The organism is Cyclobacteriaceae bacterium (genome assembly GCA_030584025.1).
Classification (GTDB): domain Bacteria; phylum Bacteroidota; class Bacteroidia; order Cytophagales; family Cyclobacteriaceae; genus UBA2336.
Genome location: CP129487.1, coordinates 3549055 through 3569282 on the forward strand (window position 1 = coordinate 3549055; position 20228 = coordinate 3569282).

At 44.5% G+C, this 20228-nt stretch carries 21 protein-coding genes; 14 read left to right on the top strand and 7 right to left on the bottom strand.

What is annotated here, in order from left to right:
* Window positions 1–38: 38 nt before the first annotated feature.
* Together truA and QY309_15995 are read right to left on the bottom strand one after the other, a co-directional pair.
* Window positions 39–785, bottom strand: a complete 747-nt coding sequence (truA, locus tag QY309_15990) for a tRNA pseudouridine(38-40) synthase TruA (GenBank protein WKZ59352.1) — start codon at window positions 783–785, stop codon at window positions 39–41.
* A gap of 120 nt (window positions 786–905) precedes the next feature.
* Entirely contained in the window at window positions 906–2099 is a 1194-nt protein-coding gene (locus QY309_15995; protein ID WKZ59353.1) for an acetyl-CoA C-acyltransferase, read from the bottom strand.
* A 102-nt stretch (window positions 2100–2201) separates the two neighbouring features.
* Here QY309_15995 and QY309_16000 point away from each other — a divergent pair, with 102 nt between their 5' ends.
* From QY309_16000 to QY309_16010, 3 genes are all read left to right on the top strand, one after another.
* Entirely contained in the window at window positions 2202–2651 is a 450-nt protein-coding gene (locus QY309_16000) for a DUF4293 domain-containing protein (GenBank protein ID WKZ59354.1), read from the top strand.
* Window positions 2652–2848: 197 nt separating this feature from the next.
* Window positions 2849–4747 (top strand): molecular chaperone HtpG, encoded by a 1899-nt coding sequence (htpG, locus tag QY309_16005; protein ID WKZ59355.1) that lies wholly within the window; start codon window positions 2849–2851, stop codon window positions 4745–4747.
* Between the two features lie 109 nt (window positions 4748–4856).
* The gene (locus tag QY309_16010; protein ID WKZ59356.1) at window positions 4857–5672 is read left to right on the top strand and encodes a hypothetical protein; all 816 of its coding nucleotides are present in this window, start codon (window positions 4857–4859) and stop codon (window positions 5670–5672) included.
* Window positions 5673–5681: 9 nt separating this feature from the next.
* Here the strand turns inward: QY309_16010 and QY309_16015 are convergent, their stop codons facing one another.
* Window positions 5682–6032, bottom strand: a complete 351-nt coding sequence (locus QY309_16015; protein WKZ59357.1) for a YraN family protein — start codon at window positions 6030–6032, stop codon at window positions 5682–5684.
* A gap of 72 nt (window positions 6033–6104) precedes the next feature.
* On the opposite strand from QY309_16015, the gene QY309_16020 reads away from it, so the two are divergent.
* From QY309_16020 to QY309_16065, 10 genes are all read left to right on the top strand, one after another.
* On the top strand, window positions 6105–7112 hold the full coding sequence (locus QY309_16020; GenBank protein ID WKZ59358.1) for a bifunctional phosphoglucose/phosphomannose isomerase: 1008 nt from the start codon (window positions 6105–6107) through the stop codon (window positions 7110–7112).
* Window positions 7109–7825: a lipoyl(octanoyl) transferase LipB gene (gene lipB / locus QY309_16025; protein WKZ59359.1), complete on the top strand. Its 717-nt coding sequence runs from the start codon at window positions 7109–7111 to the stop codon at window positions 7823–7825. The genes QY309_16020 and lipB overlap by 4 nt, the downstream gene beginning before the upstream one ends.
* On the top strand, window positions 7822–8226 hold the full coding sequence (locus QY309_16030; protein ID WKZ59360.1) for a hypothetical protein: 405 nt from the start codon (window positions 7822–7824) through the stop codon (window positions 8224–8226). Before lipB ends, QY309_16030 begins: the two co-directional genes overlap by 4 nt.
* The gene (locus tag QY309_16035; GenBank protein ID WKZ59361.1) at window positions 8223–8936 is read left to right on the top strand and encodes a 3'-5' exonuclease; all 714 of its coding nucleotides are present in this window, start codon (window positions 8223–8225) and stop codon (window positions 8934–8936) included. The genes QY309_16030 and QY309_16035 overlap by 4 nt, the downstream gene beginning before the upstream one ends.
* Before the next feature lie 69 nt (window positions 8937–9005).
* On the top strand, window positions 9006–9254 hold the full coding sequence (locus tag QY309_16040; protein ID WKZ59362.1) for a hypothetical protein: 249 nt from the start codon (window positions 9006–9008) through the stop codon (window positions 9252–9254).
* The gene (locus tag QY309_16045) at window positions 9254–9550 is read left to right on the top strand and encodes a type II toxin-antitoxin system RelE/ParE family toxin (protein WKZ59363.1); all 297 of its coding nucleotides are present in this window, start codon (window positions 9254–9256) and stop codon (window positions 9548–9550) included. The genes QY309_16040 and QY309_16045 overlap by 1 nt, the downstream gene beginning before the upstream one ends.
* Window positions 9551–9552: 2 nt before the next feature.
* Entirely contained in the window at window positions 9553–11712 is a 2160-nt protein-coding gene (rnr, locus tag QY309_16050) for a ribonuclease R (protein WKZ59364.1), read from the top strand.
* A gap of 393 nt (window positions 11713–12105) precedes the next feature.
* Window positions 12106–12642: a DUF6252 family protein gene (locus QY309_16055; protein WKZ59365.1), complete on the top strand. Its 537-nt coding sequence runs from the start codon at window positions 12106–12108 to the stop codon at window positions 12640–12642.
* 27 nt (window positions 12643–12669) lie between these two features.
* Window positions 12670–15813 (top strand): hypothetical protein, encoded by a 3144-nt coding sequence (locus QY309_16060; protein ID WKZ59366.1) that lies wholly within the window; start codon window positions 12670–12672, stop codon window positions 15811–15813.
* A gap of 86 nt (window positions 15814–15899) precedes the next feature.
* Window positions 15900–16889 (top strand): polyprenyl synthetase family protein, encoded by a 990-nt coding sequence (locus QY309_16065; GenBank protein WKZ59367.1) that lies wholly within the window; start codon window positions 15900–15902, stop codon window positions 16887–16889.
* On the opposite strand, the gene QY309_16070 is transcribed toward QY309_16065, so the two are convergent.
* From QY309_16070 to QY309_16085, 4 genes are all read right to left on the bottom strand, one after another.
* Window positions 16890–17402: a hypothetical protein gene (locus QY309_16070; protein WKZ59368.1), complete on the bottom strand. Its 513-nt coding sequence runs from the start codon at window positions 17400–17402 to the stop codon at window positions 16890–16892.
* Window positions 17403–17532: 130 nt separating this feature from the next.
* The gene (locus tag QY309_16075; GenBank protein WKZ59369.1) at window positions 17533–18705 is read right to left on the bottom strand and encodes a glycosyltransferase family 4 protein; all 1173 of its coding nucleotides are present in this window, start codon (window positions 18703–18705) and stop codon (window positions 17533–17535) included.
* 92 nt (window positions 18706–18797) lie between these two features.
* Window positions 18798–19031, bottom strand: a complete 234-nt coding sequence (locus QY309_16080) for a hypothetical protein (GenBank protein ID WKZ59370.1) — start codon at window positions 19029–19031, stop codon at window positions 18798–18800.
* Entirely contained in the window at window positions 18952–19605 is a 654-nt protein-coding gene (locus tag QY309_16085) for a sigma-70 family RNA polymerase sigma factor (GenBank protein ID WKZ59371.1), read from the bottom strand. Before QY309_16085 ends, QY309_16080 begins: the two co-directional genes overlap by 80 nt.
* A gap of 174 nt (window positions 19606–19779) precedes the next feature.
* On the opposite strand from QY309_16085, the gene QY309_16090 reads away from it, so the two are divergent.
* Window positions 19780–20163, top strand: coding sequence for a hypothetical protein (locus QY309_16090; GenBank protein WKZ59372.1), 384 nt, complete (start codon window positions 19780–19782; stop codon window positions 20161–20163).
* Window positions 20164–20228: the final 65 nt, after the last annotated feature.

The window sequence follows — 20228 nt, forward strand, 5'->3', positions numbered from 1 at the left end:
CCAAACATCAATCCCGCAAAGGATTTCTTCAAATTCAATTAATCAATAAAAACTGATTTTGGATACTTGACCTGCACTAGGTAGAGTCCGTGAGGATCAACGTTAGCGCCTGCTTTTTTCCGGTCTTTGCTGGAGATAATCTGTTTAAAATCCTGAACTGAAATTTTTCCGGTACCCACATCCAGCAAGGTACCTACAATGGCCCGCACCATGCCGCGCAGAAAGCGGTTGGCTGTGATGGTAAATACCAATCGATTGCCCTCTTTCTTCCACGCTGCTTTTTTAATGTTGCAAAGAAAGTGATTTACATCGGTCTTTACCTTGCTGAAGCATTCAAAGTCGTGCTCACCGCGTAATAACGCAGCGGCCCGGTTCATGGTTTGAATATTTACCGGTTTAAAATAATGGAGCGCCAGGCCGATCAGCAACGGATCTTTTACCGTGGTAATGTGATACTCGTACGAACGGGCAATGGCATCGTAACGCGCACTGGCGTTGGGCTTTACTTCCCGAATGGAGCGGATGGCAATGTCCCTCGGCAAAAAGGAATTAAGCCGATGAATCAGGTCATCTTCCTTAAATGACTTTTCAATATCAGCATGAAAAAACTGCTGCGCACAATGCACCCCGGTATCCGTTCTTCCGCTGCCAACAATCTTGACCGGTGTTCGAAACAATTTACTCAACGCATCTTCCACCACAGTCTGCACACCCACGGCATTCGCCTGACTTTGCCAGCCTGCGTAATTTGAGCCGTTATAGGTTATCTCGAAGAAGTATCTCATGAGGAGTAGTAAGCAGTAGGCAGTAAACAGTAGGCAATAGGCGTACTTTGCCTATTGTATACTGCTGATTGCCTACTTAACCCTATATAGTATTTGAACAAGTCCAACTAAAATCATCTGCTAACACTTTTCGTAGACGATAGCCGCTCCCTGCCCCACCCCAATGCACATGGTAGCCACACCGTATTTTACTTTTCGTCTTTTCATTTCATGGATAAGTGTTGCACTAATGCGTACGCCACTGCAACCAAGCGGATGACCAATGGCTATGGCGCCTCCGTTTACATTGACAATTTCAGGATTGAGATCAAGATCACGAACACAAGCCAGCGATTGTGACGCAAATGCCTCATTCAATTCAACCAAACCGATGTCGCTGATTTTTAATCCTGCGCGCTTCAACGCTTTTTGAACAGCTGGCACTGGACCTACACCCATGTAGGCCGGATCAACACCGGCAATGGCAAACGAGGCAACCTTGGCGAGGGGCTTGAGGTTGTACTTCTTCAACGCTTCTTCACTTACAATCAAACTGGCAGCAGCCCCATCGTTAATACCCGAAGAATTTCCGGCCGTAACGGTACCTCCTTCTTTAAAAGCAGGTTTCAGGGAAGCAAGTTTGTCTAACGATGTTGCACGCGGATGCTCATCTTTTGTAAAGTCAATTACTTCTTTTCCTTGTGCAACGGGAACTGAAACAAGTTCATCTTTAAATTTTCCTGCCTCGTGTGCGCGTTGGTATTTTTCCTGTGAAGCCAATCCAAATCGATCCTGTTCTTCGCGACTGATCTTCCATTTTTCAGCCACGTTCTCGGCTGTTTCACCCATCGAATACGGATGATACAGTTTGGAAAGTTTTGAGTTGATAAATCGCCAACCCATAGTGGTATCAAAAACTTCTGCTTTGCGCGAAAAAGGTTCCGTGGCCTTAGCCATCACAAAGGGCGCGCGACTCATGCTTTCCACACCACCGGCAATGTACACATCCGCTTCACCCAACATCACAGCACGCGAGGCATCCATAATCGCCTGAAGTCCGGAGGCACATAAGCGATTAACCGTAACCCCACCAATTTCTTTGGGAAGCCCTGCCAACAGCAACGCCATGCGGGCCACATTTCGGTTGTCCTCACCGCTTTGATTGGCTGCGCCAAACACAACATCTTCGATGGCGTTCACATCAACAGAAGGATTTCGTTCGATCAGTTTTTTTATAGCATGGGCGGCCAGGTCATCCGGACGCACGGAAGCCAGCGTTCCACCATATTTTCCAATGGGGGTCCGGAGTATATCAACAATGTAGGCGCTTCTCAAAATCAAATCAGGTTACATAAATCCTTGCCGTTGTTCAGAAATGCTTTAGGCAGAGGATGGTGGTTTTGCTATTTTTGCCGACCAAGTTAAAGCAACCCATTTATGTGGCAAAGAATTCAAACTGTATTTCTGGTAATAACCATTGTTTCACTACTTGTAGCCCTTGTACAACCCATTTGGCAAGTCCAGACTGGTGAAACAACATTGGTGCTTACACCTTTCTACCTGCTCGAAAACACAACCTATTCATACTTACCCTATTCCGTAACGGCCATACTGGCTGTGGCCGCTATTACAATAGCCATACTGACCATCAGGCGATTCGACAACCGGCAACTTCAAATAAAGTTGGGTGCCTTAAACTCATTAATTCTTGCAGGATTCATGGTAAGTGCCGTTATGTTCACCCACAAACTGATAGAACAGCATCAGGGTGCTACAGGAAAAGTATGGCTCATCCTTGCCGGAGCGGCAGTAATTTCAAACTGGTTGGCGATACGGTTTATTCGCAGGGATGAACGTATTGTAAAAGATTCGGATCGGTTGCGGTAAACTATATTTTTCGAAAGCATCCTTAAACGAGTTCCGAGTCATTGCATCTCTCTTTTGGATGCCAATGCCGAATAGAACTAACTTCTGCCAACCTGTCACCCAAAACCCTTTGGAATAACTTTTGAATCCCTGCCCTGCGCAGGGATTTTTGTTGTTCCTGCCCATTTTTTAACCCTAAAACTGAAAATTTATACACTATGGCAGCCGTAAAGGAAAAAGGTACCATTTCCATCCATACCGAGAACATCTTCCCCATCATCAAGAAATTTCTCTACTCCGATCATGAGATTTTCCTTCGCGAGTTGGTGAGTAATGCAGTGGATGCCACGCAAAAACTGAAAAAACTCAGCTCCCTGGGTGAGTTTAATGGCGAACTGGGCGATTTGAAAATTGAGGTGAGTTTCGATAAGAAAAAGAAAACCATTACCGTTAGCGACAAAGGCATTGGCATGACAGCCGATGAAATAAAAAAATACATTAACCAGATTGCCTTTTCGGGAGCAACTGAGTTTGTTGAAAAGTTCAAGGATAAAACCGATGCAAAAGACATCATCGGAAAATTCGGGTTGGGCTTTTACTCTGCCTTTATGGTGGCCGATAAGGTTGAGGTTATTTCCAAATCGTACAAAGAAGAAAACGAAGCCGCTAAATGGACATGCGATGGTTCAACTGAATTTGAAATCGGTGCGGCCAAAAAAGAAACCCGTGGCACGGATGTGATCCTTCACATCAATGCCGATTCAGAAGAATTTTTGGATGAATTCCGTTTAAAAGGCATCCTCGAAAAATACTGCAAGTTCCTGCCGGTTGAAATCAAGTTTGGGACGAAAGAAGAAAGCATCGAAGATGGCGAAGATAAAGACGGAAAGAAAAAGTATAAGTCGGTTACCGTTGATCGCATCATCAACAACACCCAACCCATCTGGACAAAATCGCCAAACGATTTAAAGGATGAAGATTACCTGAAATTTTACAAGGAGCTTTATCCATTCAGTGAAGACCCATTGTTCTGGATTCACCTGAATGTAGATTATCCGTTCAACCTCACGGGCGTGCTGTACTTCCCCAAGGTGAAAAACGATTTCGAAATACAGAAAAATAAAATTCAACTCTATTCACGCCAGGTGTTCATTACCGATGAGGTGAAAGACGTAGTGCCTGATTTTCTCATGTTGCTGCACGGTGTACTTGATTCACCGGATATTCCGCTGAACGTATCGCGCAGCTATCTGCAAAGCGATGCCAACGTGAAAAAGATCAGTCAGCACATAACCAAAAAAGTAGCCGACAAGCTTCAGGATTTATTCAAGAAGGATCGCAAGGATTTTGAAAAGAAATGGGATGACATCAACATCTTTGTGAAGTATGGCATCATCAGCGATGAAAAATTCTACGATCGCGCAAAAGATTTCTCCCTATTCAAAAATGTGGACAATCAATACTTCACGTTTGATGAATACAAAGAGAAAGTAAAGCCCAACCAAACCGACAAAGACAAGAATGTGGTTTACCTGTATGCCTCTGACACCGGCAAGCAACACAGTTTTATTGAATCGGCTAAAAATAAAGCATACGATGTTTTGTTGCTTGATGGTATTCTCGACAACCACTTTATTAACACGCTGGAGCAAAAACTGGAGAAGACGCAAATCAAACGTGTTGACAGCGACACAGCCGATAAGCTTATCGATAAAGATGAGAAAACCGAAAGTGTGTTGAGTAACGATGAGAAGGAACAGGTAAAAAACATCTTTGAAAAAGCCATCAACAACACCAACATGACCGTTGCCGTTGAGGCTATGGCCACCGATGATTTACCGGTGGTGATTACCATGAGCGAATTTATGCGCAGGATGAAAGACATGGCCAAAATGGGTGGTGGCGGTTACGCCTTTATGGGCAGCATGCCCGACAGCTATGCAGTAACCGTGAATGGCAACCACAGCATTGTGCAGAAAATTCTGAAAGCTGAAACTGAAGAGCAGAAAACAAAACTGGCCAAGCAGGCTTATGATCTTGCGTTGCTTTCGCAGAATATGCTAACCGGTGCCGACCTGACTAATTTTATTAAGCGAAGTGTGGAGTTTGTAGCCTAATGCTTACACACGGATTCCTCCCCTGACAGGGGGAATGTGTCCGCAGGTCGGAGGGGGTAATTGCGATTTTGCCTATACTTTTTCAATTTTAGCATCGTTTTTAAGGCGTATGCGCATAAAGCTTTTTCTTTTAACCGGATTGTTCGCCCTTACCGGCACTTCCCTGCTTGCCCAGGAAGAAGAGCAGGATCGCATGTTTACCATTGACACACCGGTAAACCTCGACTTTGAAAAGGAAGAAGAGCCGATCAACACTCCGAAAAAGAAAAAGGTAAAGAAGAAAGTTTTTTACGGCATCAAAACCAAAAAGGGCTTTTCCCGCAAAGGGGTGGGTGAACGCACGGTTTACGAAAACTTCTATTACCTGAAAAAACCTGAATTGCCCGAAACACTGGTGCGCGACATTTATTACTACGACTTTGCTCGTGGGGAAATTGTACGCACCAGTCGGTTCGATCCGAAGAAAGGCGTGTTGGTTCATGGGCCATATAAGAAAACGCAAAATAATGTGATCCTGGAAACCGGCATCTTTTACAAGGGCACCAAGCACGGTAGGTGGATGAAGTACAACCGCGACAGTACGCTTACGGACAAAGAAAAATATTTTCGAGGTTGGCCCCGCGAATCCATGATCAGTTATTATGATCCCGTGGAGCGCAAGAAACCCAAAGAAATTATTCCAATTGAATTCGGGGAGAAGGAAGGCAACTACTACATGTTTTTTGAAAACGGTCAGGTAGCGGTTACGGGTGAATACCGGTGGGATCAACGCGTGGGCGATTGGTACGAGTATTATCCCAGCGGACGAAGAAAAAAACTGATCGCGTATCCCAAAGAACCCTTCGATAAAAATGTAACACCATTCATTAAAGTTGAGTGGAGCGATAAGGGAAGGGAGATCTATCGAAACAATAAAGGCGGGTGATCAAACCTCCTAATTTATTGCATCCTCAAAATGCCTGATCTCAGGCGGGTTCCCCAACTTCACAGAAATAATATCAAACCGGATGTGCCCGTGCCAATCGTTGGCAAAAATGTATGCTTCAGCCGCTTCAAAAATTTTTCTTCCCTTTTTAAAATCTACAAACGTTTCCGGCTCACCAAACGCACTCGAACTACGGGCTTTCACTTCCACAAACAGTAACCAGTTTTCCTTTTTCACAATCAGGTCAATCTCTGCGTGCTTGTGGCGAAAGTTCCGCGCCACAACCTGATACCCTCTTTGCTCCAGATACGCGGCTGCCAGGTCCTCTCCTTTTTTTCCAATGGCGGCTTTATCCGACATAAATGTTACAATTCTGTTACTAGCATTCTAATTTCATGCATTAAGTAATACCTTTGATGTGAATTTAGCGCTATGTCAGCAACAAAGAAATACATTGAGAGCTTTACCCGCCAGTTAGCCGAGGCACTGAAAATAAGTGAGTCTATTGATCTGGTGCGCCCGGGCAGCGACATCCGCAATGTGGTGATTGCCGGAATGGGCGGATCGGGCATTGGCGCCAACCTGGTGGAGTCGCTTACCTTTGGCCGGATTCCCATTCCGATAACGGTGTGCAAGAGTTACAACATCCCCCAGTTTGTTAGTCCGCATACGTTGTTTATTGCCTGCAGTTACAGCGGCAACACCGAGGAAACCATTGCTGCTTTGAACAAAGCATTATTGAAGCGTGCGCACGTAATTGTTGTGGCTTCGGGTGGTAAACTGATCGACATCGCACGTGAGTATAATTTGTTCTATATCCAGCTACCTGCAGGATCTGACAGTCCGCGTGCCATGCTTGCCTACAACATGATTGCCCTGCTGTCGGTGTTGTATCATACCGGACTTATTGGATCAACCTATATCAAAGAAACAGAGAATGCCATTCAGTTTCTGGATCGTGGAGAGAAAGGCATTCAAAACGAAGCGGAGCTGATCGCACGAAAACTCAAAGGCAAATTGCCGATGATTTACTGCGACAACCGGTTGTATGCGATGGCGCTTCGCTTTCAGCAACAATTAAATGAAAACGCCAAGCACCTGGCGCACATCAATACATTTCCGGAAATGAACCACAACGAACTGGTGGGTTGGCAGTTTCCGGAAAACCTGATGCCGATGCTTCAGGTGATTTATATGTACTCCGACCACGATCATGAGCGCGTAGAGAAACGCATGGAAATCTGTCGCGATATTTTTGAAAAACGATCGAACCCGATTATTGATGTGGTGGGTGAAGGTGCTTCCCTGCTTGAGCAATACTACTACCTCATTCATCTCACCGATTGGGTTTCCTACTACCTGGCGCGCGAGAATGGTGTGGAGCCCGATCCGATTGAATCGATCAATTACTTGAAGGGGGAACTGGATAAAATCAAGTGAACGCGCTCATCAACCGCAAAACGCAATTCATTCACCTCGGACTTATCGATTATAAACAAGCCTGGGATTACCAGGCTTCGCTTTTTGCAAAAATACTGGAGGTTAAAAAGGCAAACCGCGACTTGCCGGTTGAGCAGCAACAGCCCACCGAGAACTTCCTGATTTTCTGTGAACACCCGCATGTTTTTACCTTAGGTAAAAGTGGCGATGAAGCCAACCTGAAAATCAAAAAAGAAAACCTCCACACCATTCAGGCTTCTTACGTACACACCAATCGCGGTGGCGATATTACGTACCACGGCCCGGGGCAAATTGTTGGGTACCCGGTTATTGACCTTGAAAATTTCTTCACCGACATTCACCAATACATGCGCCTGCTGGAAGAAGCCGTAATTCAAACGCTCACTGAATTCGGGATTTCTTCTGGTCGCATTCCAGGACTTACAGGTGTGTGGCTTGATCCGGACAATGAAAGTCGTGCACGTAAAATCTGCGCCCTCGGAGTAAAAACCAGTCGCTGGGTGGCTATGCACGGCTTTGCCTTTAATGTAAATGCCGACTTGAACTATTTCGATTACATCGTTCCGTGTGGTATTGATGATAAAGCTGTTACCTCTATGGAGTTTGAACTGGGCAAAAAGCAAGATATGAAAGCGGTTGAAGAAATTTTGAAAACAAAACTTGCACACCTGTTTGAAATGGAGTTAGTATGATTCGCGATATTGAAATACCTGAAGTAAAAAATGTAACCGTTGCCATTGCCCGAAAGAAACAACCGGGTGAAAGCGATGAGTGGAGAGTCTACCTGATCAATAAAAATACGTTTCCGATTGAGAATACATTAGTCGCCAGCAAAGGATACGGTGTGAAAGATGGCGAAGAACAGCAGACTTCCATCTTACGTCATTTTCTGGAAACCGTGGCCGCAGAAAGTGCCGCATTGATTGAACCCATTGACCCGGCCGTGTTTCATCTAAACAATGAATATTGGGTGAGCTACTATATCGGCACAAAAATTTTTGATAAGCGCTTTGTTTTCGTACCCGATTCCATTCACGAGGATAATATTACGTATATTAAGGAATTGGAAATGGAAGGAATACTGCACTCATGATACCCGAACTACGCGACATTCTTTTTTTGGATATTGAAACGGTAGCCAGTACCGACAACTTCGCTTCATTGGATGAGCGGCTAAAAACTCAATGGTCGCGAAAAGCCTCCTTTTTAAAACGCGAAGAAGGTGTAACCGATGAGCAGTTGTTTCATCAGCGCGCAGGCATTTATGCCGAATTCGGAAAAGTGGTCTGCATTGCCGTGGGCAAGTTGTATGATACCGAATCGGGCGAGCTTGGCTTAAAGACAAAAGCCTATTACGGGCACGATGAAAAAGTTGTGCTTACTGAATTCAAATTCATGCTCGACAAGCTAGATGCGAGTATCCGCTTCTGTGCGCACAACGGTAAAGAATTCGATTACCCCTACATGAGTCGCAGAATGCTGGTAAACGGTATCGCGTTGCCCGCTCCGCTTAACCTGGCCGGAAAAAAATCGTGGGAAGTAAACCACCTCGATACCATGGAGCTCTGGAAGTTTGGCGATTACAAGCATTATACTTCGCTCGATTTATTGGCCGCCATTTTCAATATCCCTTCCAGCAAAAACGGCATTGATGGAAGCCAGGTGAACTCCGTTTATTACAAAGAAAAAGATCTTGAGAGAATTAAAGATTACTGCGTAAGCGATGTAGTGGTATTAACACAACTTTACCTTCGGATGAAGGGAGTTCCGCTGATTGCGGAGCATAATATCATTCATGCTTGAATGATTCTTAAATTGAACTAACGGGTTGGATTGGTGTTTTTAGTATATTTATCTACTTTTTGACAAGAAATGAGCGCAGCTGAAGTAAAGAAAGAAATCACGGCAAAGATCAACCGGATTAACGACACCCGGTTGCTTGAAAATCTGGATGCCATCGTTGATGATCTGTTGGCAAAAAGTTTGGGTAAAGATTTTTGGGATGATTTACCCGCTTCACTCAAATCAGGCATCGAAAAAGCTGAGAAAGATATGGCTGAAGGCAAAGGTCTCTCGCATGAAGAGGTAATGAGCGAAGTGAAACAAAAATTTAAAACTTAATGGCGTATGAAATACGCTGGTCACCTGACGCAAGGCGCGATTATTTTGCCATTTTGGATTATCTGAATGCACATTGGACTGAAAAAGAAGCAATCAATTTTATTGATCGCACGGAGCAAATCTTGCAACTCATTTCTGATAATCCCCTTCTTTTCGTTTCATCTGCCAAAAAACCTGAGATTCACAGATGTGTCATCGTAAGTCAGGTCAGCTTGTTTTATAAGGTAAAAAACAATCAGGTTGAACTTTTACGATTCTGGGACAATCGAATGGATCCTGAAAAATTGAATTACTAAACATGTCTAAAAAGAAAAAACAAACTAAACATACGCCTTCCTTCAAACAACAATTTGAATCCGGAATACTTTCTGCACTGAATGAAACACCCGGTCGCGCCTACAGCATCAAGCAAATCGCTAAAAAGCTGGGGTTAAAAAAGCGAGACGACATCAAGGCGATGACGTTTTCGGTGTATGAGCTGGAGGAATCCGGAAAAATAAAAGAACTGAGCAACGGCACTTATGCTACCGCTCAAAAAGGAAAAACCCTTACCGGCATTGTTGATCATGTCAGTTCACGCTTCGCCTATGTGTCGGTGGGCGAGGACCGGCCCGATGTGTACATTAAAGCACGCGATTTGGGTTCAGCCGTTGATGGCGACACCGTAAACATCGCTATACTTCCTACCCGGCATGGCGAACATCCGGAAGGACGGGTGGTCGAAATTCTTCGAAGAGGACGCACACAATTTGTGGGCAGGCTGGAGCTCTCCAAAAACTTTGCATTTGTAGTTGCTGACTATCGGAAAATCCACAAAGATTTTTTTATTGCCCAGGGAAATATTAATGGAGCAAAATCCAACGACAAGGTAATTGTTGAAGTATTGAATTGGGGAGATGGCGAGGGCAACCCGGAAGCCAAGGTGATTAACATTCTCGGAAAAGCCGGTGAAAACGAAGCCGAGATTCATTCCATCATGGCCGAGTTTGGCTTGCCGTTTAAATTTCCGCCTGCCATCGAAAAAGAGGCTAAAAAAATTGACGAAGGCATTACACCAAACGAAATCAAAAAACGCTGGGACTTCCGGCTGATGACTACATTCACCATCGACCCGGAAGATGCCAAGGACTTTGATGACGCGCTATCATTGGAAATATTACCCAACGGTAATTACCGGGTGGGTGTTCACATTGCCGATGTAACGCATTACATTCAACCCAACTCAAACCTGGAGAAAGAAGCTTTTGACCGGGCCACATCCGTGTACCTGGTAGATCGCACCATTCCCATGTTACCGGAAAGACTTTCCAATGAGCTTTGTTCGCTGCGTCCGAAAGAAGATAAACTGACATTTGCTGCCGTTTTTGAATTGGATAAACATGCCAACATTGTTACAGAATGGTTTGGAAGAACCATTATCCATTCCGATCATCGGTTTACCTACGAAGAAGCGCAGGAGGTAATTGAAAGTGGCAAGGGGTTGTTTGCAGAAGAACTAAAAACACTGAACGAACTTGCCCTTAAACTGAAGAAAGATCGCTTTGCTAAAGGAGCGGTAAACTTTGAAACCACAGAAGTAAAATTCAAGCTTGATGAAAAAGGCAGGCCGTTAGCCGTTGTTCCGAAAGTGCGAAAGGATGCACACAAGCTGATTGAGGAGTTTATGCTGCTGGCCAACAAGCGTGTAGCGACACACGTCTACAATCAAAAGAAAGGCCCGGAGAAAAATACATTTGTTTATCGTATTCATGATTATCCTGATCCGGATCGGGTTAAAGACTTTGCCAATTTTGCCAAACAATTCGGGCATCGGTTAAATGTAGAGGAGCGGTCCATCTCGAGATCATTAAACAAATTGATGAATGAGATTGAAGGCAAACCGGAACAGAATGTTTTACAACAACTGGCCGTGCGCTCTATGGCCAAAGCAAAATACTCAACCGATGCGAAGGGTCACTTTGGTTTAGCATTCGATCATTACTCACACTTCACCTCACCCATCCGCAGGTATCCGGATATGATGGTGCACCGCTTGTTGCAGCATTACCTGGATGGCGGCAGCCCGGTAAGCAAAACTGAATATGAGGTAAAATGTGTCCACTCTTCTGATCGTGAAAAACGCGCAGCCGATGCCGAAAGGGCTTCCATCAAATACAAGCAGGTTGAGTTCATGTCGTTGATGGCTGGTGATAAAGCATACGATGGCTTGATTTCCGGTGTTACCGAGTGGGGCATTTACGTGGAAATTATTGAAACCAAGTGCGAAGGCATGATCCGCATGGCCGACATGGATGACGACTACTACGAATTCGATGAAAAGAACTACTGCATTGTAGGCAGACGAAACAAAAAGATTTTCACGTTGGGCGATCAGGTTCGGGTACGCGTAAAGAAAACCGATGTTGATCGCAGGCTGATTGATTTGGTTTTTGCTAAAGAGAAATCAAAAAATCTTTAAATCCCCTTGCACTCCAAAAAATCGAAAAAGTTCTCTGCGAATTCCCCATGTGAATGTCGCCATTTACAGCCTCGCGCATCCTTCATTAAAATTAAGTCAACACTATCTTACTTTAATTAGGTGTTTTTCATAAATTCATTAAGCTTGTTTAAAGGCAGGCAATATGGGAATGATAGTAGGAACTAATCGCCTCACACATTTCACGGGACTTTATTAGCAGTTTATAGAACCAATTTTTATTAAGCGCGACAAAACCTTATTTTGTACAAAGAACAACACATACAGTAGGAGTTTATCCTATAATATGGCCCCGGAGCAAATAATTCATAATTAATAGGAGTTACTCCTATCCAACAAAACGTTTATAGAAAAAAGGAATTAACCTTAACCATCATGAAAAAAATGCTTCCGATAACCACTCTTCTGCTGCTGTTGGGCACTATGGCATCACTCGAAAGCTGCGACCTGTTTGAAAAAGGCCAAAAACCCAAAACAGAATTGGAAAAACTCCCCCCCGCAACGCAGGAAGGCAAAAACACCTTTGGCTGCCTCGTAGATGGCAAAGCCTGGGTGACAAAAACTTCGATTGATGCACTTTCTTTTTATCAAGAAGGAGTATTATCAATTACAGCTACTTTGATAAATAAGGATTTTAATCAAGGAATTATAATAGGCTTATTTGAAAACAACTTAGAAACTGGGGAGTATTTATTATCAGAGTATCCACAGATGTTTGGTCTTGTTGAAGACATAAGAAATAACTGTGATTATGTTACATCAATTTCATACGAGGGGAAATTAGTCATTACCCATTTCGACCAAACCAATTTTATTATCTCCGGCACATTTGAGTTTGAAGCATACTCGGATGACTGCGATAAAATTATAAAGGTTACTCACGGACGTTTCGATCTTAATTATGCTCCTTAAAATAAAGTTTAACCATAACCCCCGAACATGATGAAAAGAATCCTCTCAATCCTGCTCATGCTTTGCTGCATGCAAACCTGGGCGCAGGTATCGGATGCCTGGAAAAATGAAATTGAATCCATTTTCCAGCATGTAAACCGCACGCCCGTAACCACCGGGTTGCTTACCGACTACGGCATTTATTTTACCAACATCGACAAGTTCAACGGCATACCAAGCGACACCAACTACATTGAGCTTACCGAGTTGCAATCGCTCTACCTCTCGCTCTACACTTGCCGGTTCAATATCAATGCTACTATACCCGAACCTGTGACTGTATTTGACCTGGTCGACACACTGGGAATACAGCACAGCGGCATTATTTTAATCACCGGGCTGCACCTTAACTATGAACGGTTCAAGGATAATGCCGTGCCCAGCCTGGTGTATGTAAGTAACAACAAAATTTACGACACACCGGGCAGACCGACAACGCCTTATGAAATCAAAGATGCCTTTGCACTCGCCCCCACGCGCAATTGGCTGAAAGGCGGCTCGCACCAGTTTATGTTCAAGCCAGAGTTGTTTGTTTCCAACACGGGCAAAACCGTAGCCTCCCTCCAAGTAGATTTTAATGATGGGCAAGGGTATCAAACCCTGCAGGCCAATGTACCGGTTAATGTATACTATACCACCGAAGACGAAAAGGTGTTGAAGTTCAAACTCACCTACACCGATGCCTCGTTCCGCGAAAGTCGCACCAAATTTTTCGTTGATGAAATACCCGACATACAGGCGCGGTATGGGGGGCTGAACGTAGATACGTTTGATTTTCCGCTGACGGGTTTTCCGGCACCCAAAGCTTACCAGGGCCAGGTGGCCGGGGCGCGGGTTACGGTTGAATACACCAACCCCCAGCGCGAAATACGCAGACCGCTGATTGTAGTGGAAGGCTTTGACGGATGGAATATTTTAACACCGGGTGATCCTGAGCAGAATTATTCATTTGAAGATTTTATTTCAAGAAGAAATGGTATTGATCAGCTTATCAACTACACTCATAATGGTACGCACTATGCTACCCTCAGCGATGCTTTAGAGGGCGAGGACTTCGACCTTATTTTTATTGACTTTGATGACGGCACCGACTATATACAGCGTAATGCGTACTTAGTTGAAAATATTATTGAGTGGGTAAACTCGGTAAAGGAACCTTATAATGGGGTGATGCAGCAAAATGTGGTGATCGGATTCAGTATGGGCGGTCTTGTTGCACGTTATGCACTACGCGATATGGAGTTGGACAACAAAACCCATGACACCCGATTGTATTGCTCATTCGACAGTCCTCATCAGGGAGCTAACATTCCTGTAGGCTTTCAGGCAGCGGTGAGCCATCTTAGCGGTATAGGCATAGGGTTCGGCCTGCCGGGCATAACGTACAGCCCGGCAAGCTTAACATTGGGCCGCCTTATGCCTGAGCTTGGCCGCGCTCACAGGTTGCTTAACCGCCCTGCGGCAAGACAAATGCTCCGGTATTCAGTTGTTGGCTCCGGCCATTTTATCTTTCATAATAACTCAATTCATGAAACCTTTATGAATGAATACCACAACACTCTCGGGTATCCGCAGCAAGGGGGTATTCGTAACATCGTTTTAGCCAGCGGGTCGGAGTGCGGTACAGATCAGGGGTTTGCACCCCATGCTGAGTTTATAAATTTTTCGGAAAGCTTCAAATTAAAATACTGGATAAACCTGGTAGGCAACCTGCTCTCTCCGCTTGCCCTGCTTACAACCTACCCGCAACTTGCCATAGGCGGAAATATCCTTACCACCCGCACGGACGTTAAAGCACAGTTCATTGTCAATGCGTTGCCTGACCAGTCGGCCCAGCGGGTTTATAAAGGAAAATTGTGGGTTAAAAGAAAAATCTTGTTCGTGATCAATACTAACACCACACTTTTTGACAAAGAGTTTCATTCACTCGCTTCATACCTGCCGCTTGATAACAACAGTGGGGGAATTTATGACATTGCCGCGTTTGAGATTCCCGCTGCATTTGCAGATATGTTTTCCATTACGCGGTTTTCCTTTATTCCTACTTTCAGCGCACTGGATGTTGGAGGTGGGCAACAATCCATTACGCTGAATGATATTACCCGAAGTTACTCCCCCTCGGCACCGCCAGCAGCACCTAAAAATGTTGTGGCCGCAAACTTCTTCTCAAACCCAACAGAGGCGGGATTCTCAAATCAAATTCATACGCGGATAACGCTTCGAAATGGGCGTTGGCTTTTTCAGGAAATTATTGGCCAACCCGCTTTTTTTAGTTGTGCGTACGTATGTGCAGATCCATCTATCGGGGCTACCATTGCAGGTACAGACGTTCTTTGCACCACTAACTCTGGTTTTACCCTGAATAATCCTCCAACAGGTGCTTCGATAACATGGGCTGCCACTCCGGCTGGCTTATTTGCAACAACCGGAGGAGCATCTTCTTCCGGAGACGGAACAACTGCCGCACTGCGTGCTGCAACAACCTCAACCACCGGACAAGGCAGTATTACTTTTACGATACCAGGAGGTTGTGGTGTTTTGCCAATAACAAAAAATGTTTGGGTTGGCACTCGCAAACCTACAGGATTCATCAGCGTAGTTGTCGACCCCTGGCTGGGACGTATTAAGGCTATGGTTGACCCTGTTCCGGATGCATCCGGATATCAATGGTATCGCGATGGCATTTTATATACCGGCCCAGGTCAAAATAGTGATTATGTTACTATGCCAATACCAAGAAATAATTGTTCAATAATGAATTACAGCGTTGGTGTTAAAGCGATGAACGCCTGCGGTATTTCTGCAACATATTCAGAAATACACTTCAATCCGTGTTATCAGGGGGGATTTTATTACAGCTATTTTCCGAATCCAGCATCAGAAATACTTACTATTGAAAAAAGTAGTCTAATAAGTACCGAGATTAGCCAATTAAGTTTAACCATCAATGAAAAAATTCAAAACAATCATTCTTACAAACTTTACGATCTCGCCACCAACTCAGTCGTGTTTGAAGGAATTCTATTTGATAAAACCGAAATTGATGTAATCGGTCTTAACAAAGGAAGGTATCTACTAAAGATAAGTATAGATAAAGACAAGGAAGAATCACATCACATAATCATCAACTAAAAAAATTCTATCCTTAAACATAATTGCCTCCATATAGATTGCCGGTAGTACCGGCAATCTATATATTTGCCCGAATCTCAAAGTCGGTGTCAAAAAAAAATCATATAACTCCTGGGACTTATAGAAGTTGGATTGAACAAGAAATTCAACACCACAATTTTGGAAACGAACCCGCTTCCCTATACGAACCGATCCGCTACCTGATGAACATTGGGGGCAAACGCATGCGCCCGCTGCTGGTGTTACTGGGTTATTCGCTCTTTAAAAAATCTGTGAAGCAGGCTGTGCCCTATGCAGTGGCCTTAGAAGCCTTTCACAACTTCACGTTGATGCATGACGACATCATGGATAATGCTCCGCTGCGCAGGGGAAATGTTACCGTGCACGAAAAATGGAATGTGAACACGGCCATTCTTTCCGGAGATGTGATGCTGGTAAAGGTGTACAACATGTTCTTGTCGCTGAAACCGGAAACGTTGAAGCCGGTACTGAAAGCGTTTAACACCTGTGCAGCTGAAGTGTGCGAAGGGCAGCAATGGGACATGGAATTTGAAACCCTGAATCAGGTAACCGTAGAACAATACATCTACATGATTCGTCAGAAGACTGCCGTGCTATTGGGTTTCAGCCTCGAGTTGGGCGGCATGTTGGCAGGCGCCTCCAAAACCGATTGCAAGGCGTTGCGTGAATTTGGGATCAACATCGGCATTGGTTTTCAGTTGATGGATGATTTACTGGATGCATATGCCGATCCAAAAAAATTTGGCAAGCAGGTAGGTGGTGACATTATTGCGAACAAAAAAACTTTTTTACTGATTACTGCGCTTGAACGCGCCAACAAGCAACAACGTGCTGAGCTTCAGCAGTGGTTGCAGGCAAAGAAATTTAACAAGCAGGCCAAGGTCAAAGCAGTTAAGCAGATTTTTAATGAACTTCAGATTCCTGAATTAACCGAAGGCAAAATCAAACTATACTTTAAGAAAGGGTTTAAACAACTGGAAAAAGTTGGCGGAAACAAAACTGCAAAAAAAGTATTAAAAGCTTTTACGGAAGAGTTGATCGCCCGACAATCCTGATTACTCCTCTTCACAATCATCCCAACATTCGCGGCAGGGTTGTTGAACAACCACGTACCGATCTACAATGGACTCATGCGCCATCAATACCGGTTGCTCGTCCAAGCCAAACAAAAACCATCCCGCTAACGGATCGTTGTCGTCTTCCCATTGCATGAAATAGGTTTTGGTCGCGTTCTCATCCTGATCGTGAACATCAAGCACCACACGACCAGCCTCATCCATGTAAAAAGATTTGATCAGTGCAAACGAAGCATCCTGTCCCCAGCCGATCATCAGCGTATCGCTGTTTACCTGTAACATCATATTATCGGCATCGCACGGGCGAAAGATGATGTAAGAACCATCTTCCCGTTCAGTGAGTTGTTGCCACTCGCCCTGTAAATCATCCAGGCTAATGGATGCGGTTGATTCTTGTTCATCTGAAGATTGGCCTTGATCTGCTTGCTCTTTGTTTGATGGTGAACAAGCCAGAGCCAAGAGGGTGAGGAGGGTCGGATAAAGCTTTTGCATAGTTAAAGGTAGCGAATTCTACGTTTTACAATTTTGCGAAAATCAACCTCGCTCAAAATTAAGGATTCTGGTCTTTGCAGTTTTATGTTGAATTTTTCTCGCAAAGCACGCCAAGTTTCCGCAAAGCGCGCTAAGTAAATATCGTTGTAAAATGCTCGCCTATTTTTTTCCGAGAATAAGTTGTTTCGGCTAACTGGCGGGCATTTTGCTGAAAGTTTTTTAAACGCGCTGAATCCGTAAGAAATGGCTTTAGCTGATTAACTAAATCTGCCGGATTTCTTGGGTCAACAGCTATGCCACAAACGTGTTGCAAAAGTTCATGCTTCATCCATCCACCAACATTAACAATCATTAATTTTCCGGCCGCCAGGCCATCAAAATATTTATTCGGTGAGCCAGTCTCCAACACCGGTAAATTTCTGTAGCTCACCACTGCAGCATCGGCAACATTCAACACCTCACGCACTGCTTCACGCTTAAGAAACCCGGTTAACAAAATGTTGGTGAGTTTTTTATCCATGATCATGCCCTGTAGTTCGTCATGCATTTTTCCATCTCCACAAATCAAAAAATGAAGACTCAGGTTTTCTTCCTGCGCGTATTGTGCGCTGTGGACTATGTACTCCAATCCATTTGCCAAACCCAATGTACCGATGTAGGCAACGACAAATTTGCCTTGAACACCAAAACGTTGTTCAAGTTCGGGTCGCTTGGTTTCAGGTTTGTAAAATTCCGTGTCCGCCATATTCGGAATCTGATGTACTTTTTTTCCGGATGCCGTTTTTTCAATCGCCTCCTGTATGGGTTGCGACAAGGCAACTACTGCAATGGATTTTTTATAAATGAGTCCTTCCAGTTTGTAAAGTATCGCTTTCAGTACCGGATTTTTAATGAAGCCCATCTGTACCGGGGCTTCCGGCCACAGGTCGCCCACTTCAAAATAATAGGGAATGTTATACCGGAGTTTGATCCACATGGCAGCAAGACCAGTGGTAAGAGGCGTTGAAATGGCATACACCATATCCGCATCGCGAAAGTTGCCGGCATATTTCACAATGTGCCATACGAACAACCAGAATGAATAAATCCGTTTAAAGAACCCGTACCGGTTGTTGTAATCCACCGGCAGGTAGTGAATTTCAATTCCTTCAGAAGTAATGGTTTTGATGTTGGAGGCATTGTGTGTGGTGATGACCACCACCTCCATACCTTTTTCCACCAATGCGTTGGCCAGGTAGTAGGAACGAATAGCACCCCCTGAAGCAGGTGTATTGTAAAACTGGTGGATCAGCAGAACTTTCACGAAGCAAATAAATCATTCCATTAACAGTTGACAAGGCCTGGCTGGCAAATCGCGCAAAGCCAACAGCAAGCCCTGTCAACTACTAATGAAAGTCATTGCTTTACCGGAGAGGTGCTTTTGGAATAACTCAGGATGTTCAGAACCGTTTTGGCAGATGGTTCCACGTGCGAAGCGTCCATTTCTTTTTTAATGGCCAGCATACTCGTGTACATCGCCCGAAGTTCGGTGTCGGTCAGCAGGGCTTTGTCAATCTCCCGCTCCTCCTTCTCCGTAGTCTCGTGGTATAAATACCTGATCAGGTCGTGTTGGGTAAACGTCTTTATCATAGGCAAGCTGGTTTGTATACATTTTTTTTCTCAGGTTAATGAGTGCGTAACGCATCCTGCCCAAAGCTGTGTTAATGCTTACCCCGGTGCGATCGGCAATTTCCTGAAAACTCATTTTCAGGTAATGCCTCATAATCAACACCTGTTTCTGCTCAGTTGGCAACTCTTTGATCAATCCGCGAAGTCTGGATTTGTTGTCTTGCATGATCTGCTTCGACTCCATTGACTCTTCGGAGAAATCCATTGAGTTGAACAATCGGCTCCCATCTTCCAACACGATTTCCGGATGTCGTTTGTTTTTCCGGAAATGATCTATGGCCAGGTTATGCGCAATGCGACTGATCCATGGTAAGAATTTGCCCTCTTCATTGTACCGCCCTGATCGGATGGTGTTAATCGCCTTGATGAACGTTTCCTGCAACAAATCCTCGGCCACGTAGCGATCCCTAACGATCAGGTATATAGCGGTATACAACCTCGACTTATGGCGGTGCAGAAGCACTTCAAAAGCTCCTTCGTTACCATTTTGATAGCGTGACACCAATTCGCTGTCACTACTTCTGTTCTCAATCATCTAACTCACATTTTGGTAACGTAGAAGTAGCGCTCGATATTGTAGGGGTTTAGTGGAACAATAAGGTTGAAAAGATATTAAGATTATCAAAAAGCACAAATAATTTCCGCAAAATTCTTGCCTGTAACTAAAATTCTTAAGGTATTTGCTTTCGATTTTTTAGCCTAAAACCCAATGTCCACCAATAAAAAACGCGTAATTAAAAGTCTTGAAAATCTGGGCGATGACCTGCATGATTTGCTCAAGCGCCAGTACCCTAACGGGTATGAGGGCAGTATTACCCGGATCACCAACGCGAAAAAAGAGCCCATTTTTGTATTTCCGCTGGAAACCGAGGACGCCATTTACCTTGTGAAAGTACCCGCCACCAAAAACAGCGATGGCGAATACGATGTGGATTCAGGTGCCCCGCAGGAATTTGACAGTGCCGGGGACGGGGACGATGATTACGGCACCAATGATGACTTTGAATCGGGGGGCGATGATGATTATGATGAAGACAGCGGGGGAGGAAAGCGCAGCCGCGAGGCCAGCTACGATCCCGACTTTGATAGCTAGTAAAATAAACTCAGGTAAACGGAAACACCATCTTCGCGGATGGTGTTTTTATTTTTTATCGACCA

Excerpts from the sequence above, each read along its gene's own strand:
- truA (WKZ59352.1), bottom strand. The coding sequence starts at position 785 with ATGAGATACTTCTTCGAGATAACCTATAACGGCTCAAATTACGCAGGC.
- QY309_16000 (WKZ59354.1), top strand. The coding sequence starts at position 2,202 with ATGTGGCAAAGAATTCAAACTGTATTTCTGGTAATAACCATTGTTTCA.
- htpG (WKZ59355.1), top strand. The coding sequence starts at position 2,849 with ATGGCAGCCGTAAAGGAAAAAGGTACCATTTCCATCCATACCGAGAAC.
- QY309_16010 (WKZ59356.1), top strand. The coding sequence starts at position 4,857 with ATGCGCATAAAGCTTTTTCTTTTAACCGGATTGTTCGCCCTTACCGGC.
- QY309_16015 (WKZ59357.1), bottom strand. The coding sequence starts at position 6,032 with ATGTCGGATAAAGCCGCCATTGGAAAAAAAGGAGAGGACCTGGCAGCC.
- QY309_16020 (WKZ59358.1), top strand. The coding sequence starts at position 6,105 with ATGTCAGCAACAAAGAAATACATTGAGAGCTTTACCCGCCAGTTAGCC.
- QY309_16030 (WKZ59360.1), top strand. The coding sequence starts at position 7,822 with ATGATTCGCGATATTGAAATACCTGAAGTAAAAAATGTAACCGTTGCC.
- QY309_16035 (WKZ59361.1), top strand. The coding sequence starts at position 8,223 with ATGATACCCGAACTACGCGACATTCTTTTTTTGGATATTGAAACGGTA.
- QY309_16040 (WKZ59362.1), top strand. The coding sequence starts at position 9,006 with ATGAGCGCAGCTGAAGTAAAGAAAGAAATCACGGCAAAGATCAACCGG.
- QY309_16045 (WKZ59363.1), top strand. The coding sequence starts at position 9,254 with ATGGCGTATGAAATACGCTGGTCACCTGACGCAAGGCGCGATTATTTT.
- rnr (WKZ59364.1), top strand. The coding sequence starts at position 9,553 with ATGTCTAAAAAGAAAAAACAAACTAAACATACGCCTTCCTTCAAACAA.
- QY309_16055 (WKZ59365.1), top strand. The coding sequence starts at position 12,106 with ATGAAAAAAATGCTTCCGATAACCACTCTTCTGCTGCTGTTGGGCACT.
- QY309_16060 (WKZ59366.1), top strand. The coding sequence starts at position 12,670 with ATGATGAAAAGAATCCTCTCAATCCTGCTCATGCTTTGCTGCATGCAA.
- QY309_16070 (WKZ59368.1), bottom strand. The coding sequence starts at position 17,402 with ATGCAAAAGCTTTATCCGACCCTCCTCACCCTCTTGGCTCTGGCTTGT.
- QY309_16080 (WKZ59370.1), bottom strand. The coding sequence starts at position 19,031 with ATGATAAAGACGTTTACCCAACACGACCTGATCAGGTATTTATACCAC.
- QY309_16085 (WKZ59371.1), bottom strand. The coding sequence starts at position 19,605 with ATGATTGAGAACAGAAGTAGTGACAGCGAATTGGTGTCACGCTATCAA.
- QY309_16090 (WKZ59372.1), top strand. The coding sequence starts at position 19,780 with ATGTCCACCAATAAAAAACGCGTAATTAAAAGTCTTGAAAATCTGGGC.